General features: G+C 72.8%; 13 protein-coding genes and 1 pseudogene. 7 read left to right on the top strand and 7 right to left on the bottom strand.

Going from position 1 to position 15,065, the window contains the following annotated elements; translation table 11 throughout:
- Nucleotides 1-4: 4 nt before the first annotated feature.
- From GA0070610_RS31875 to GA0070610_RS02925, 6 genes and pseudogenes are all read right to left on the bottom strand, one after another.
- Nucleotides 5-167 (bottom strand): annotated as a pseudogene (locus GA0070610_RS31875) (two-component sensor histidine kinase); the annotation flags it as partial.
- Nucleotides 164-865 (bottom strand): response regulator transcription factor, encoded by a 702-nt coding sequence (locus tag GA0070610_RS02945; RefSeq protein WP_089003225.1) that lies wholly within the window; start codon nt 863-865, stop codon nt 164-166. The gene GA0070610_RS02945 and the pseudogene GA0070610_RS31875, both read right to left, overlap by 4 nt.
- A 74-nt stretch (nt 866-939) precedes the next feature.
- Nucleotides 940-1,590, bottom strand: a complete 651-nt coding sequence (locus tag GA0070610_RS02940) for a PadR family transcriptional regulator (RefSeq protein WP_088998597.1) — start codon at nt 1,588-1,590, stop codon at nt 940-942.
- 96 nt (nt 1,591-1,686) lie between these two features.
- Entirely contained in the window at nt 1,687-2,193 is a 507-nt protein-coding gene (locus tag GA0070610_RS02935) for a hypothetical protein (protein ID WP_197697790.1), read from the bottom strand.
- A 105-nt stretch (nt 2,194-2,298) separates the two neighbouring features.
- Entirely contained in the window at nt 2,299-3,174 is an 876-nt protein-coding gene (locus tag GA0070610_RS02930) for a lysophospholipid acyltransferase family protein (protein WP_088998596.1), read from the bottom strand.
- Nucleotides 3,171-3,947 carry a GNAT family N-acetyltransferase gene (locus tag GA0070610_RS02925; protein WP_088998595.1) on the bottom strand — a complete coding sequence of 259 codons (777 nt, stop codon included), beginning with the start codon at nt 3,945-3,947 and terminating at the stop codon, nt 3,171-3,173. Before GA0070610_RS02925 ends, GA0070610_RS02930 begins: the two co-directional genes overlap by 4 nt.
- Before the next feature lie 148 nt (nt 3,948-4,095).
- Between GA0070610_RS02925 and GA0070610_RS02920 the strand changes: the two genes are divergently transcribed.
- The 7 genes from GA0070610_RS02920 (at nt 4,096) to GA0070610_RS02890 (ending at nt 14,311) form a co-directional block, all read left to right on the top strand.
- Entirely contained in the window at nt 4,096-4,755 is a 660-nt protein-coding gene (locus GA0070610_RS02920) for a hypothetical protein (RefSeq protein ID WP_088998594.1), read from the top strand.
- 131 nt (nt 4,756-4,886) lie between these two features.
- Nucleotides 4,887-5,822, top strand: a complete 936-nt coding sequence (locus tag GA0070610_RS02915; RefSeq protein ID WP_088998593.1) for an ABC transporter ATP-binding protein — start codon at nt 4,887-4,889, stop codon at nt 5,820-5,822.
- Nucleotides 5,819-6,631: an ABC transporter permease gene (locus tag GA0070610_RS02910; protein WP_088998592.1), complete on the top strand. Its 813-nt coding sequence runs from the start codon at nt 5,819-5,821 to the stop codon at nt 6,629-6,631. Before GA0070610_RS02915 ends, GA0070610_RS02910 begins: the two co-directional genes overlap by 4 nt.
- Nucleotides 6,632-6,913: 282 nt before the next feature.
- On the top strand, nt 6,914-10,663 hold the full coding sequence (locus GA0070610_RS02905) for a multifunctional oxoglutarate decarboxylase/oxoglutarate dehydrogenase thiamine pyrophosphate-binding subunit/dihydrolipoyllysine-residue succinyltransferase subunit (protein ID WP_088998591.1): 3,750 nt from the start codon (nt 6,914-6,916) through the stop codon (nt 10,661-10,663).
- Nucleotides 10,664-10,804: 141 nt separating this feature from the next.
- Nucleotides 10,805-10,984, top strand: coding sequence for a DUF6104 family protein (locus GA0070610_RS02900; protein WP_088998590.1), 180 nt, complete (start codon nt 10,805-10,807; stop codon nt 10,982-10,984).
- A gap of 100 nt (nt 10,985-11,084) precedes the next feature.
- Entirely contained in the window at nt 11,085-13,157 is a 2,073-nt protein-coding gene (pta, locus tag GA0070610_RS02895) for a phosphate acetyltransferase (RefSeq protein ID WP_088998589.1), read from the top strand.
- Nucleotides 13,154-14,311, top strand: a complete 1,158-nt coding sequence (locus GA0070610_RS02890; protein ID WP_088998588.1) for an acetate/propionate family kinase — start codon at nt 13,154-13,156, stop codon at nt 14,309-14,311. Before pta ends, GA0070610_RS02890 begins: the two co-directional genes overlap by 4 nt.
- Nucleotides 14,312-14,516: 205 nt before the next feature.
- Here the strand turns inward: GA0070610_RS02890 and GA0070610_RS02885 are convergent, their stop codons facing one another.
- Nucleotides 14,517-15,035, bottom strand: coding sequence for a DUF3592 domain-containing protein (locus GA0070610_RS02885; RefSeq protein WP_088998587.1), 519 nt, complete (start codon nt 15,033-15,035; stop codon nt 14,517-14,519).
- Between the last annotated feature and the right edge of the window lie 30 nt (nt 15,036-15,065).

Genomic DNA, 15,065 nt, shown 5'->3' with positions numbered 1-15,065 from the left:
TTGATCTGGCCGTCCACCTGGCCGACCAGGTAGTTGCGGAGGAAGAAGGCGGTCAGCGAGCTGATCACCAGCAACGCGGCGGCGACCAGGGCCAGCACCGCGGCGACCAGCTTGACCCGCAGGGGGACGCTGCGCAGCCGCGCCTTGCCCTGGTCGAGCGGTTTCACGCCGCCGGCTTGCGCAGGACGTAGCCGACGCCCCGCAGGGTGTGGATCAGCCGGGGCTGGGTGTTGTCCACCTTGCGGCGCAGGTACGAGATGTAGGACTCGACGATGTTGTCGTCGCCCCGGAAGTCGTAGTTCCAGACGTGGTCGAGGATCTGCGCCTTCGACAGCACCCGGTTGGCGTTCAGCATCAGGTAGCGCAGCAGCTTGAACTCGGTCGGCGAAAGCTGCACCCGCTGCCCGGCCCGGTGCACCTCGTGGGTCTCCTCGTCCAGTTCGAGGTCGGCGAAGGTGAGCCGGGAGGGCGCCTGCTCCCCGCTGCTGGTGCGCCGCAGCACCGCCCGGATCCGGGCGGTCAGCTCCTCCAGGCTGAACGGCTTGGTCACGTAGTCGTCGCCGCCCAGGGTGAGCCCGCGGATCTTGTCGTCGGTGGCGTCGCGGGCGGTGAGGAAGACCACCGGCGTACGGGTGCCGCCCTCGCGCAGCATGCGGATGACCTCGAAGCCGTCCAGGTCGGGCAGCATCACGTCGAGCACCACCAGGTCGGGCCGGTGGTCCTTGGCGGCGTTGAGCGCGGCGCTGCCGCTCGTCGCGGTGGCCACGTCGAAGCCCGCGAAGCGCAGGCTCGCGGAGAGCAGTTCGAGGATGTTGGGGTCGTCCTCGACGACGAGCAGTCGCGCCTCGGTCTGGGTAGCGGCCATGCCGCCCATCATCCGCGCTCTCGCTGCGTCCGCGCTGGGCACTCGCTGGAAAGAACCTGTGAGGCGGTCGCCGCTCAGCGCAGCAGCCGGCGCAGCCCGTCCAGCGCGCCGTCGAGCAACCGGGCGGCCGTACGCAGCTGCACGTCGCTCGGCCGGCGGGCCCGCATCAGGGCGGCCGCCTCGGCGGCGAAGGCGGCCAGCCGCTGGTCGAACTCGTCCAGCGGCGTCGAGGTGGGCTCGGGCGCCGACGACGGGCCGGCGGGGGGCGCCGGTGCGGGGCCGGGCGAGGGGGCGGGCGTCGGTCCCGGACCGGGGGACCCCCAGCGCGTACGGCGGGGGCGCCGGGCCTCGCGCAGCTCCCGATTCAGGTCGCGCACGGAGCCGCGTACCTCGTCGCGGAGCTCCCCGGCCAGCGCGGACAGCTCCTCCACCGAGGCGGCGACGTCCGACTCCAGGGCGGTCAGTTCGCCGGCCCGCTGCCGCAGCTCGGCCCGGCCCGCCTCGGTGATCTCGTAGACCTTGCGGCCTCCGACGGCGGTGTGGGTGACCAGCCCGCCGGCCTCCAGCCGCTGTAACCGGGGGTAGATCGTGCCGGCGCTGGGCGCGTAGAGGCCGAGGAAGCGGTCCTCCAGCAGGCGGATCAGCTCGTAGCCGTGCCTGGGGCCGTCGTCGAGGAGCTTGAGCAGGTAGAGCCGGAGCCGCCCGTGACTGAACACGGCGGTCACGGCAGCTCCCCCTCGTCCATGGCAGGACATTAACGCGATACATCGCGACACCACAACCGCCATGGCGGCGCTCCGGTCGGGACGCGGCACCAAGGCTCAGCGGGCGGCGCGCAGGTCCCGGGCGAGATGCGCACGCCGGAACCCCACCGTGGCCAGACGCCGCAGGTCGGCGCGGTTGTCGTGCATGAGCTGGACGTGGAAGTAGTTGACGTACTCGAGGACGGCGAAGATGCCGAAGGCCAGCCCCGGGTACGACTGCGCGCCGGGGGTCCGCACGGCGGCCACGGCGCAGGCGGCGAGCACGGCCACCAGGAGGACCGGTAGGGCGGCCCGCGCGGTGGCGAAGTGGCGCAGGCCGGGCAGGCGCGACCGCCCGAGGCGCAGTTGCCGGAGCTTGAGTGCCCAGTACGCAGCGCCCACCACGAGCAGGGCCGCGACGGACCCGAAGCCGGCGATGTTCGCCGCCGTCAGCGGCACGTCCACCACCCGGAACCACAGCCATGCCTGGAGGGGGACGTTCAGCAGCTCCCACCCGGCCAGTGAGCGGAGCCGACGCCGGGCCGCCTCGCGCGTCGGGCCGGCCGGCGGATGGGTCCTGGGCACGTCCCTCACGATGACACAGCGCCGGCCGCACACCCGACGGGCACCGGCGCCGGGAAGGGCGCACATCCCACGCGCACCGGCGCACCGGCGCACCGGGAAGGAGGGTCAGGCGGCCAGGCCGAGCCCCCGCCTGCGGGTGGCGGGCGGGGTGACCGCCGCGAGGTGCACGACCGACTCGGCCGCCCGGGCGAGCAGCCGCCGGTCCGCGCCCGGGTCGGGGTGCAGGGCGGCGGAGACCGTCACCCGCACCTCCAGGCCCCGGGCGGCGAGCACCCGGCGTACCGAGCGGAGCAGGTCGTCGTCGCCGACGAAGGCGGCGGCCGTGGTCGGCACGCCGGTCGCGGCGCACCGGTAGCCGATCCGCAGCGGCACCACCGGCGCCCCGGCGTCGATGGCCGCCTGGAACAGCGCCGGACGGAACCCCCGCCCGGGCCGGCAACCGGCCGCGTCGGCGGTGCCGCACCACGTCGTACCCTCCGGGAAGACCGCGACCGCACGACCGGCGCGCAGGTCGGCGCTGACCCGGGCCACCGTCGCGGGCAGGTCGCGAGGGCGGGAACGGTCCACCAGGACGGTGCCGGCCGCCGCGGCGAACAGCCCCACCAGCGGCCAGGACCGGACCTCCCGCTTGGCCACCATCCGGGCCGGCGCGACGGCCAGCAACGCCAGCACGTCCAGCCACGAGGCGTGGTTGGCGACCAGCAGCGCCCGCCGCCGGGGCGGCCGGCCGCGCGCCACCAGGCGTACGCCGAACGCCCGCAGCGTCCACCGGGCCCAGCCGCGCACGCCCGCCGCCCGGGCGGCGGCCGGCAGCACCGGCAGCAGCACCGCCAGCCCCGTTCCCGCCGCCAGCATGCCGAGCACCGCGAGCAGCCGGGCGAGCCGACGGGCCGGCGGCACGGCCGGCACCTCGCCGGCGGCGGGCAGGCACGCCGGCCCGCAACCCGACACGGGCAGCCAGAGGCGTCCGGCCGCACTCACCGCTCCGCCCCGCCAAGGAAGTGCCGCAGGTAGCGGGGGTTCATCCGGTCCAGGGAGAACAGCACGTAGAAGTCGGCCACCCCGAAGTCCGGGTCGTACGCCGGCTCGCCGCCGACCCAGGCGCCGAGGCGCAGGTAGCCGCGCAGCAGCGGCGGCACGGCCCGCGCCGCCAGGCCGCCGTCCGCGGCCGGGCCGCCCGCCGCGCCCGGCTCGGCGAACCAGGGGCGCTTCGGGCGTACGCGCAGTCGCGGCGGGGCCAGGTGCCGCGCGGAGACCTCGTCCCACACCCGCGCGACGGTCCCGCCCCCGTCGGCCACCGGCACCGACGCGCAGCCGCCGAGCCAGCGGGACCCGCGCAGGTGCAGGTAGCGGACGATGCCGGCCCACATCAGGTTGATCACCGCGCCGGAGCGGTGGTCGGGGTGCACGCAGGAGCGGCCCGCCTCGACCAGGTCGTCGCGGAGCGGGTCGAGCGCCCTGAGGTCGAACTCGGTCTCCGCGTACCGCCGGTCGGTGCGCCCCGGCGGGAGCAGCCGGTACGTGCCGACCACCTCGCCGGTGCTCTCCCGCCGGACGATCAGGTGGTCGCAGTACGCGTCGAAGTCGTCGACGTCGAGCCCGGCGGCGCCCGGGCGCAGGATCGCGCCGAGTTCGGTGGCGAACACCTCGTGACGCAGGCGTTGAGCGGCCGCGACCTCGTTCGGGTCGTCGGCGATCAGCAGGGTGTATCCGCTGGTCGTCAGGGGTGCGCCAGCGGCGTGCAGAACGGCCATGGGACCTGTGTAGGCGGCCCGGGTTGCCGGCCGGCGGGGTGAGCGGTGTCGATGAGGTGAACGGCCCGTGCCGGAGTCGGACGGACGGCGTGCGAGGCTGCCGGGGCGTACCGGCGACGGGGCCGGGCGTCGCCGCCGGAGGTGTCTGATGATCATCGAGTCGCGTTTCAACGGGCCGCCCGGCTCGGGCAACGGCGGCTGGAGCGCCGGGGTCTTCGCCGAGGCCGCCGGCCCGGGGCCGGTCGAGGTCACGCTGCGTCGCCCGCCCCCGCTGGAGACCCCGCTCACTCTCGCCGACGGCGAGGTCCACGACCCACAGGGCCTCCTCGTCGCCCAGGTCCGCCCCACGGAGGACCCCCGGGCGGTGGTGCCGCCGGTGCAGCTGCCGGCCGCGCGGGCCGCCTCGGCGGCGTACCCCGGACTGGTGGAGCACCCCTTCCCGGGCTGCTACGTCTGCGGCCCGGACCGCCCCGACGGGCTGCGGATCTTTCCGGGGCGGCTGCCGGACGGCCGCACCGCCGCGCCGTTTCGGGTGCCCCCCGCGGTCACGACACCCACCGTCTGGGCCGCGCTGGACTGCCCCGGCGGCTGGGCGGTGATCGCCCCCGGCCGGCCGTACGTCCTCGGCCGGATCGCGGCGGTGGTCGCGACGCTGCCGGAGCCGGGCGACGAGTGCGTGGTGACCGGCGTCATGGTCGGCGGCGAGGGCCGCAAGGCGCTCGTGCACACCAGCCTGTACGCCCCCGACGGCACCCTCCTGGCCTGGGCCCGGGCAACCTGGATCGCCGTACCGGACGACGCCGGATAATCGTCCCTGGGGATGAGGGCCTCCTGCCTGAGGCGGAGGTGGATCTAGGAAGCGCGCCTGATTGACCTGGTTGCGCCCGCCCGCCACGCTGTGTCACGGCGTACCCCGACGCCACCGCACGAAGGAGAGCAATGACTGACGGGCAGAGAAGCCCCACCGGTGACGGTCAGATCGTGGTGTCCGGCCTGACGAAGCAGTACAAGAACGTACGGGCCGTCAACGACCTGTCGTTCACCGTCGAACCGGGGCGGGTGACCGGCTTCCTCGGCCCCAACGGCGCCGGCAAGACCACCACGCTGCGGATGCTGCTGAACCTGGTCACGCCGACCAGCGGGACGGCCACCATCGGTGGGCGTCGGTACGCCGACCTGACCGACCCGCTGCGGCACGTCGGTGCCGTGCTGGAGGCGTCCAGCGCGCACAAGGGCCGCACCGGCATCAACCACCTGCGGGTGATCGCGGCGGCGGCCGGGCTGCCGAAGCAGCGGGCCGACGAGGTGCTGGCGCAGGTCGGGCTCACCCCGGCGGCGAAGCGCAAGTTCAAGGGCTACTCGCTCGGCATGAAGCAGCGGCTCGGCATCGCCGCCGCCATGCTGGGCGACCCCCGCGTGCTGGTCCTCGACGAGCCCGCCAACGGGCTCGACCCGGAGGGCATCCGGTGGATGCGCGGGTTCCTCAAGAACCTCGCGCACGAGGGCCGTACGGTGCTGGTCTCCAGCCACCTGCTGTCGGAGATGCAGCTGCTCGCCGACGACGTGGTGATCATCGCGGCCGGGCAGCTCGTCCGGCAGGGCACGGTCGAGCAGGTGATCGGCTCGATGGCGCAGGGCATCCGGGTGCGGGTACGCACCCCGCAGGCCGACGCGCTGATCGCCGCCCTCAAGGAGGGGCCGGCCACCGTCGACCGCGACGAGCACGGCGTCCTGCTGGTGGGCGGGGTGGACGCCCCGACCGTGGGCCGGGTCGCCCTGACGGCGGGCGTCGAACTGCACGAACTGACCACGGAGCGGCCCGACCTGGAACGGGTCTTCCTGGAGCTGACGGCCGGAAAGGCGGGCATCCGATGAACCTCGTCCGGTCCGAGCTTCTCAAGATCCGTACCACCAGCACGTGGTGGTGGCTGGCCATCGCCGCGTTCCTGTCGATCGCGCTGGCCTTCGCCTTCAACGCCTGGGTCGCCAACGAGACGTTGAACGGCAACGCCGAGGAGCTGGGCGTCACCGGCGACCAGGCATCCGCGGCGGCGCAGGCCGCGAACCTCTACACCTCCGGGCAGTACCTGGGCCTGATGTTCGTGATGCTGATCGGCATCCTGATGGTCACCAACGAGTTCTTCCACCAGACGGCGACCACCACGTTCCTGGCCACGCCGCGGCGCACGTCGGTGATCCTCAGCAAGCTGGTCGCGGCCAGCCTGCTGGGCATCGGCTTCTGGCTGGTGACCACGCTGATCGACCTGGCCGCCGGGGCGGTGTTCCTGTCGGCCAACGGCCACGGCACCCTGCTCGGCGAGTGGGCCGTGCAGCGGGCGCTGCTGCTCAACCTGCTGGCGTACGCGATCTGGACGGTCCTGGGCATCGGCATCGGCACGCTGATCACCAACCAGCTCGGCGCGGTGATCACCGCCGCGGTGCTCTACCTCGTCGGCACGCAGGTGGTGGGGCTGCTGTTCATGCTGCTGTCGAACCTGCTGAACAGCGAGGCCGTGGTCAAGTGGCAGGTGATCTGGCCCGCCATCGCCTCGACCGTGATGGTCAGCGAGGGCCAGACGGACTTCACCCCCGCGTGGTGGGTCGGCGCGCTCGTGCTGATCGGTTACGCGGTGGTGAGCGGGGTCGCCGGTGTCCTGATCACCCGGCGGCGCGACATCTCCTGACGGGTCCGCCGCGACGACGGGGCGGGGGTGGTGCCGGGCACCACTCCCGCCCCGGTCGCACCGGGCTCCGCCCACATGCCGTGCCTTATCAGGAGCCGACGGAACACGCAGCGTTTGGTGAACTTCTGGCATCTTCTGTGAAACCGGCCACGCGTCGGAGGCGGAAATGCCTGTGGCATCCGTACGGCGTAGCCTGGGAGCCGTCTCGTGCGCGCTCGAAGGCAGGGCGACACCGGACACCGCGTGCCACACAAACCCGCGTGAAAGAGGCGATTACCGGCCGTGTCGACCCAGCAGACTTCGCAGGAGAACCCACTGGCGGGTTTCGGTCCGAACGAGTGGATCGTCGAGGAGATGTACCAGCGCTACCTCGCCGACCCCACCAGCGTCGATTCGGCCTGGCACGACTTCTTCGCGGACTACCGCCCGGCGCCCGGCGCCGGGAAGCCGCGCGGAGCTGAGCAGGCCCCGAAGCCGGCCGCCGCGCCGGAGCCCGCCGGCCAGCAGGAGGCGGCCACCACGGTCGCCCAGCCGGCCGAGAAGAAGCCGGCGGAGCCGAAGCCGGAACCCAAGGCCGAGCCCAAGGCGGAGAAGCCCGCCGCCAAGGCCGCCCCGGCCAAGCCGGCGGCCACGAAGGCGGCCCCCGCCAAGCCGGCGGCGGCCAAGCCGACCGCCACCGGCGCGCAGACCACCCCGCTGCGCGGCGTGGCGGCGAAGATCGTCCAGAACATGGACGCCTCGCTGGCCGTGCCGACCGCCACCAGCGTGCGCGCCGTCCCGGCGAAGCTGCTGGTCGACAACCGCATCGTGATCAACAACCACCTCACCCGTGGGCGTGGTGGCAAGGTCAGTTTCACCCACCTCATCGGCTACGCGATGGTCCGCGCCCTCGTCGCCCACCCGGAGATGAACAACTCCTTCGCCGAGGTCGACGGCAAGCCGGTCATGGTCCGGCCGGAGCACGTCAACCTGGGCATCGCGATCGACCTGGTGAAGCCGGACGGCAGCCGCAACCTGGTGGTCCCCTCCATCAAGGCCTGCGAGCAGATGGACTTCCGGCAGTTCTGGCAGGCGTACGAGGACGTGGTCCGGCGCGCCCGCCGCAACGAGCTGACCATGGAGGACCACTCCGGCACCACGATCTCGCTGACCAACCCCGGCGGCATCGGCACCGTGCACTCGATGCCGCGGCTCATGCCGGGGCAGAGCGCCATCATCGGCGTCGGCGCGATGGAGTACCCGGCCCCCTACCAGGGCATGTCCGAGGCCACCCTGGCCGAGCTGGCCGTCAGCAAGGTCATCACCCTGACCAGCACGTACGACCACCGGATCATCCAGGGCGCGCAGTCCGGCGAATTTCTGAAGGTGATGCACGAGCTGCTGCTCGGCGAGCACAACTTCTACGACCAGATCTTCACCTCGCTGCGCATCCCCTACGAGCCGGTGCGCTGGATGCGCGACGTCGCGGTCAACAACGAGGGCCAGATCAACAAGACCGCCCGGGTGCACGAGCTGATCCACGCGTACCGCGTGCGCGGCCACCTGATGGCCGACACCGACCCGCTCGAGTTCAAGATCCGCAAGCACCCCGACCTGGACGTGCTCCAGCACGGGCTGACGCTCTGGGACCTCGACCGCGAGTTCCCCGTCAACGGCTTCGCCGGCAAGCAGCGGATGAAGCTGCGCGACATCCTCGGCGTGCTGCGCGACTCGTACTGCCGCCGGGTCGGCATCGAGTACATGCACATCCAGGACCCGGAGGAGCGGCGCTGGATCCAGGAGCGGATCGAGCGCAAGTACGAGAAGCCGTCGGCCGACGAGCAGAAGCACGTACTCAACCGGCTCAACGCCGCCGAGGCGTTCGAGACCTTCCTCCAGACCAAGTACGTCGGGCAGAAGCGCTTCTCGCTGGAGGGCGGCGAGTCGCTGATCCCGCTGCTCGGCGAGGTGCTGGAGGCCTCCGCCGAGGGCGGGCTGGACGAGGTCGTCATCGGCATGGCCCACCGGGGTCGGCTCAACGTGCTGGCCAACATCGTCGGCAAGCCGTACGAGAAGATCTTCTCGGAGTTCGAGGGGCACCTGGACCCGCGCTCCACGCAGGGTTCCGGCGACGTGAAATACCACCTCGGCCAGAACGGCAAGTTCACCACGCCCGACGGCGACCACGCGGTCAAGGTCTCGGTGGTGGCGAACCCGTCGCACCTGGAGGCCGTCGACCCGGTGCTGGAGGGCATCGTCCGGGCCAAGCAGGACCGGATAGACCTCAAGCTGGAGGGCTACACCGTGCTGCCGCTGGCGGTGCACGGTGACGCCGCCTTCGCCGGTCAGGGCGTGGTCGCCGAGACCCTCAACCTCTCGCAGCTGCGCGGCTACCGCACCGGCGGCACGGTCCACGTGGTGGTCAACAACCAGGTCGGCTTCACCACCGCCCCGGAGTACAGCCGCTCCAGCCTCTACAGCACCGACGTCGCCCGGATGATCCAGGCGCCGATCTTCCACGTCAACGGCGACGACCCCGAGGCCGTGGTCCGGGTCGCCCGGCTGGCCTTCGAGTACCGGCAGGAGTTCAACAAGGACGTCGTCATCGACATGGTCTGCTACCGCCGGCGCGGGCACAACGAGGGCGACGACCCGTCGATGTCCAACCCGCAGATGTACAAGATCATCGACTCGAAGCGCTCCGTCCGCAAGCTCTACACCGAGGAGCTGATCGGGCGCGGCGACATCACCGTGGAGGACGCGGAGGAGCTGCTGCGCGACTACCAGTCGCAGCTGGAGCGGGTCTTCAAGGCCACCCGGGACGCAGCCACCACGCCGCGGCAGCTCAGCCGCCCCAAGCGGGAGGACGAGCCGGAGCCGCAGGTGGAGACCGCCACCGACGCCGCCGTCGTCAAGGCCGTCGGCGAGGCGCACGTCAACCTGCCGGAGGGCTTCACCCCGCACAAGCGGATCCAGCAGCTACTCGACCGACGGGCCAAGATGTCCGTCGAGGGCAACATCGACTGGGGCTTCGGCGAGATCATCGCCTTCGGCTCGCTGCTGCACGACGGGGTCACCGTCCGGCTCGCCGGGCAGGACTCCCGCCGGGGCACCTTCGTGCAGCGGCACGCCTCGGTGGTCGACGCGCAGACCGGCAACGACCACCTGCCGTTGCAGTCGCTGACCGGCGACGGCGAGCGGTCCCGGTTCTTCGTGCACGACTCCCTGCTCAGCGAGTACGCGGCGATGGGCTTCGAGTACGGCTACTCGGTGGAGAACATCAACGCGCTGGTGTGCTGGGAGGCGCAGTTCGGCGACTTCGTCAACGGCGCCCAGTCGGTCATCGACGAGTTCATCTCCTCCGGCGAGGTGAAGTGGGGCCAGCGCTCCGCCGTCACCCTGCTGCTGCCGCACGGCCACGAGGGCCAGGGCCCGGACCACACCTCCGGCCGACCCGAACGGTTCCTCCAGATGTGCGCCGAGGACAACATGCGGGTGTCGATCCCGACCACCCCGGCGAACTACTTCCACCTGCTGCGCCGCCAGGCGCTGTCGCCGAAGCGCAAGCCGCTGGTGGTGTTCACGCCGAAGTCGCTGCTGCGGCACAAGCTCTGCGTCTCCCCGGTGGAGGACTTCACCACCGGCACCTTCCAGCCGGTGCTGCCCGACTCGGGCGCCCCGGCGCCGGAGCAGGTGAAGCGGGTGCTGCTCTGCTCGGGCAAGGTCTACTACGACCTGTTCCAGGCCCGTAACGAGCGGGGCGTCACCGACACCGCGATCATCCGGATCGAGCAGCTCTACCCGATGCCGGTCGAGGAGATCCGGGCCGCCCTGGCGGCGTACCCGAACGCCGAGGACTTCGCCTGGGTGCAGGAGGAGCCGGCCAACCAGGGCGCCTGGTCGTTCGTCGCGCTCAACCTGCTGGAGCACCTGGCGGACGTACGGCTGCGCCGGATCTCCCGCCCGGCGGCGGCCGCCCCGGCCGTGGGCTCCGCGAAGATGCACGAGGTCGAGCAGACCGCGCTGATCGAGGCGGCCCTGCCCCGCCCGTGACCTGACGCACCGCCGAGCGCACCGGGGCAGAGCCCGTCGACCCTGACGGCTCTGCCCCGGTCGCCGTCCCGCCTCCGCCGCCGGCAGGCCCCGGCGGCACCACGGCCCACACAGCACAGCGACGAAGAGGAAACCCACAGCATGTACTTCACCGACCGCGGTATCGAGGAACTGGTCGAGCGCCGGGGCGAAGAGCAGGTCAGCATGGAGTGGCTCGGCGAGCGCCTGCGCGACTTCGTCGACCTGAACCCGGAGTTCGAGACCCCGATCGAGCGCTTCGCCACCTGGCTGGCCCGCCTCGACGACCCCGACGACGAGTAGCCCCTGCCCGGACTGCGCCCGGCTCCGCGACAACTTCATGATCGACGAAAGGGGGCGAAGGACCCGAGCCGGGAATCCGAAGATCTTCTAGGGTGGGTGGGTGGCGCGGAGTGTGTACCTGACCAGCGTGGGGTCCGGCGGCGGGAAGTCGACCGTCGCCCTCGGGCTCGCGGAACTGTTGTCCCGGCAGGTCGAGCGGATCGGCGCGTTCCGGCCGCTCGTACGCGGGCAGGGCCCCGATCCGATCCTCGCCCTGCTCAGTGACCGCTACCGGATCGAGCTGCCGCTGGCCGAGCTGAGCGGCACCAGCTACGCCGAGGCGACGGCACTCGTCGCCGACGGGCGGCGCGAGGAGCTCATCAGCGGCATCGTCGAGCGCTACCGGGAGGTCGAACGGCGCTGCCCCGCCGTGGTCGTGGTGGGCAGCGACTTCGCCGACGGCGGCGACGGCGCCGGCCCCCGCGAGCTGGCCTTCAACGCCCGGCTGGCCACCGAGTTCGGCAGCGTGGTGGTGCCCGTCATCGACGGCTTCGAGCAGGAGCCGGCGGCGATCGCGGCCGCCGCGCGCGGGGCGTACCACGATCTGGAGGACCTCGGGGCGACGGTGCTGGCGGTGATCGCCAACCGGGTGCCGGGCCCCATGACGCTGCCCGAGCTGCCCGTCCCCACGTACGCCATCCCGGAGGTGCCGACCGTGTCGGCGCCGACGGTGGCCGAGGTGGCGGCGGCGCTCGGCGCCACCCTGCTCGCCGGAGACGACGACGCGCTCAGCCGTGACGTGCTCGACTACGTGGTCGGGGCGGCCCACGTGCCGACCCTGCTGGACCACCTGACCGAGGGCGCCCTGGTCATCACCCCCGGCGACCGGGCCGACCTGCTCGTGGCGGCGAGCGCCGCGCACGTGGCCGGGCAGGTCTCGGTCTCCGGACTGGTGCTGACCCTCGGCGAGCGGCCGGACCCGCGGGCGATGCGGCTGGTCGAAGGGCTCAACACGGGGCTCGCGGTGCTCTCCGTGCCCAGCGACAGCTACGACACGGTCGCCGCGTCCAGCCGGATCGAGGGGCGGCCCAGCGCCGCCAACCCACGCAAGGTCGAGGCCGCGCTCGGCGCGTTCGAGCGCTGCGTGGACACCGACGACCTGGCCCGGCGGCTGCGGGTCAGCCGCTCCGAGCGGGTCACCCCGCTGATGTTCGAGTACGACCTGATCGACCGCGCCCGGACCCGGCGCCGGCACCTCGTGCTGCCCGAGGGGGCGGAGGAGCGGATCCTGCGGGCGACGGAGATCCTGCTGCGCCGGGGCGTCGCCGACATCACCCTGCTCGGCCGCCCCGACGACATCGCCCGGCGCACCCGCGAGCTGGGCATCGACATCACCGGCGCGCAGGTGGTCGACCCCGTCGCCAGCGAGTGGCGCGACGAGTTCGCCGCCACGTACGCCAAGCTGCGCGCGCACCGGGGCATGACCCTCGACCTGGCCCACGACGTCGTCGCCCAGCCGAACTACTTCGGCACGCTGATGGTGCAGACGGGGCACGCCGACGGGATGGTCTCCGGCGCGACCCACACCACCGCCGCCACCATCCGCCCCGCGTTCGAGATCATCCGCAACGTGCCGGGCGTCTCGGTGGCCTCCAGCGTCTTCTTCATGCTGCTCGCCGACCGGGTGCTGGTCTACGGCGACTGCGCGGTCAACCCCGACCCGGACGCCGCCCAGCTCGCCGACATCGCCATCTCCTCGGCGGACACCGCCGCCCGGTTCGGCATCGAACCACGGGTCGCGATGCTGTCCTACTCCACCGGCAGCTCCGGGGCGGGCGCCGACGTCGAGAAGGTCGCGGCAGCCACCAAGCTCGTCCGGGAACGCCGGCCCGACCTGCTCGTCGAGGGGCCCATCCAGTACGACGCCGCCATCGACCCGGCGGTCGCGGCGACGAAGCTGCCCGGCAGCGAGGTCGCCGGCCGGGCCACGGTCTTCATCTTCCCGGACCTGAACACGGGCAACAACACGTACAAGGCGGTGCAGCGCTCCGCCGGGGCGGTGGCCGTCGGACCGGTCATGCAGGGCCTGCGGCGGCCGGTGAACGACCTGTCCAGGGGCGCCACCGTGCCGGACATCGTGAACACCGTGGCGATCACCGCCATCCAGGCCGCAGCCACCGAGGAGTCGTCATGAACGCGCCCGTCGACGGTGCCCCCGCGCCGCAGGAGGCCGGCCGGGTCCTCGTGCTCAACTGCGGGTCGTCGTCGGTGAAGTACCGGCTCTTCGACGGCGACCGGGTGGTCGACAAGGGCACCGTGGAGCGGGTCGGCGAGGCCGGTGGCGGCCCGGCCGACCACGAGACGGCCGTCCGGGCCATCCTCGACGGGCTGGACCTGAGCGGGCTCGCCGCCGTCGGTCACCGGGTGGTGCACGGCGGGAAGCGGTTCGGCGAGCCGGTGCTCGTCGACGACGCGGTGCTGACCGCGATCCGCGACCTGATCCCGCTCGCACCGCTGCACAATCCCGCCAACCTGACCGGCATCGAGGTCACCCGGGCGGCGCTGCCGCAGGTGCCGCAGGTCGCCGTCTTCGACACCGCGTTCCACCACACCCTGCCCGAGGCCGCCGCGACCTACGCGATCGAGCGGGCCACCGCCGAGCGGTACGGCATCCGGCGCTACGGCTTCCACGGCACCTCGCACGCGTACGTGTCGCGACGCACCGCCGAGCTGCTCGGCCGCCCGTACGCCGAGGTGAACACGATCACCCTGCACCTCGGCAACGGCGCGAGCGCCTGCGCGGTGGCCGGCGGCCGGAGCGTGGCCACCTCGATGGGCATGTCCCCCCTGGAGGGCCTGGTCATGGGCACCCGCAGCGGCGACCTCGACCCGACCGTGATCTTCCACCTGCGCCGGGAGGGCGGGCTCTCCGTCGACGAGATCGACGACCTGCTCAACCACCGCAGTGGCCTGCTCGGGCTGACCGGCGCCAACGACATGCGCGAGGTGCTCACGCGCCGGGCGGACGGCGACCCGGCGGCGACGCTCGCCTTCGACGTCTACTGCCGGCGGATCACCGGCTACGTCGGCGCGTACTACGCCCTGCTCGGCCGGGTGGACGCGGTCACCTTCACCGCCGGTGTCGGCGAGCACGCCGCGCCGGTACGCGCCGCCGCCCTTGCCGGCCTGGAACGGCTCGGCATCGCGGTGGACCCGGAACGCAACGCCGGCAGCGGCGACCGGGTCGTCTCGCCGGAGGGCGCCGAGGTGACCGTCTGCGTCGTCGGCACCGACGAGGAGCGCGAGATCGCCCTCCAGACCCGCGCCGTCATCGAGGCCGCCGGCTGACGGCCAACCGGTCGGCACGGCACGAGCAGGTCGTTGCGCCCGGCCCGGCTGCCGCCTGGCCACTCTTCGGGGAGACGGTGCCGGCGGCCCGGGTGGCCCGCTGTTTCGCGCTGTGCTGCGCGACGAGGCGACCGTGGCCGGCAGCCCTCCGCCGGCGGGCGTTCACACCCCGCCGGTTGAGGCCGGCGCCGGGTCGCCGTCGGCCTCAGCTCCGGCCCTTGCCGCGACGCCGGGCGGATCGGGTACGCCGGACCCGGTCGCGTCCCGGCCCTCGGCGCGGTGGTGCGGGTGTGGGCCGGTCGAACATCCCGGTCGGGACGAGGGCCGCGAAGACGAACGCCCCGCCCGCCGTGGCGACCAGCAGCCCGAACGGAATGCCGCCCCAGGAGTTGAGGAAGAAGACCGAGTCGTCGGTGTTGCCGTTGGCGGCGACGAACTCACCCGGTCGCTCCGGGTCGACCCAGAGCGTCATCACCTCGGGCGGATCGCGCAGGCAGCCACCGGCCGAGCCGCAGAGGATGCGCTCGTTGTGCCGGACGCCCTCGTAGTCGTACCAGACCTGGACGGTGTCGGTGCCGCCGCCGCGTCCCACGGTGTCGCGCCGGTCGGTCACCGTCGCCCGTACCGGGACGCCGTCCGCCCGTAGCCGCTCCGCCTTGGCGTGCAGGTGCCACTTGTACGCACCGGTGGCCACCGCGTTCGTCAGCCCCGCGAGCAGCAGCACCAGGCCGAGGGCGGCGCTGCCCCGACGGAT

Origin of the sequence: Micromonospora echinofusca, assembly GCF_900091445.1 — a bacterium.
Lineage (GTDB): Bacteria > Actinomycetota > Actinomycetes > Mycobacteriales > Micromonosporaceae > Micromonospora > Micromonospora echinofusca.
Note: the sequence above shows the minus strand (reverse complement) of the source record. Positions and strands in the feature narration are given on the sequence as shown.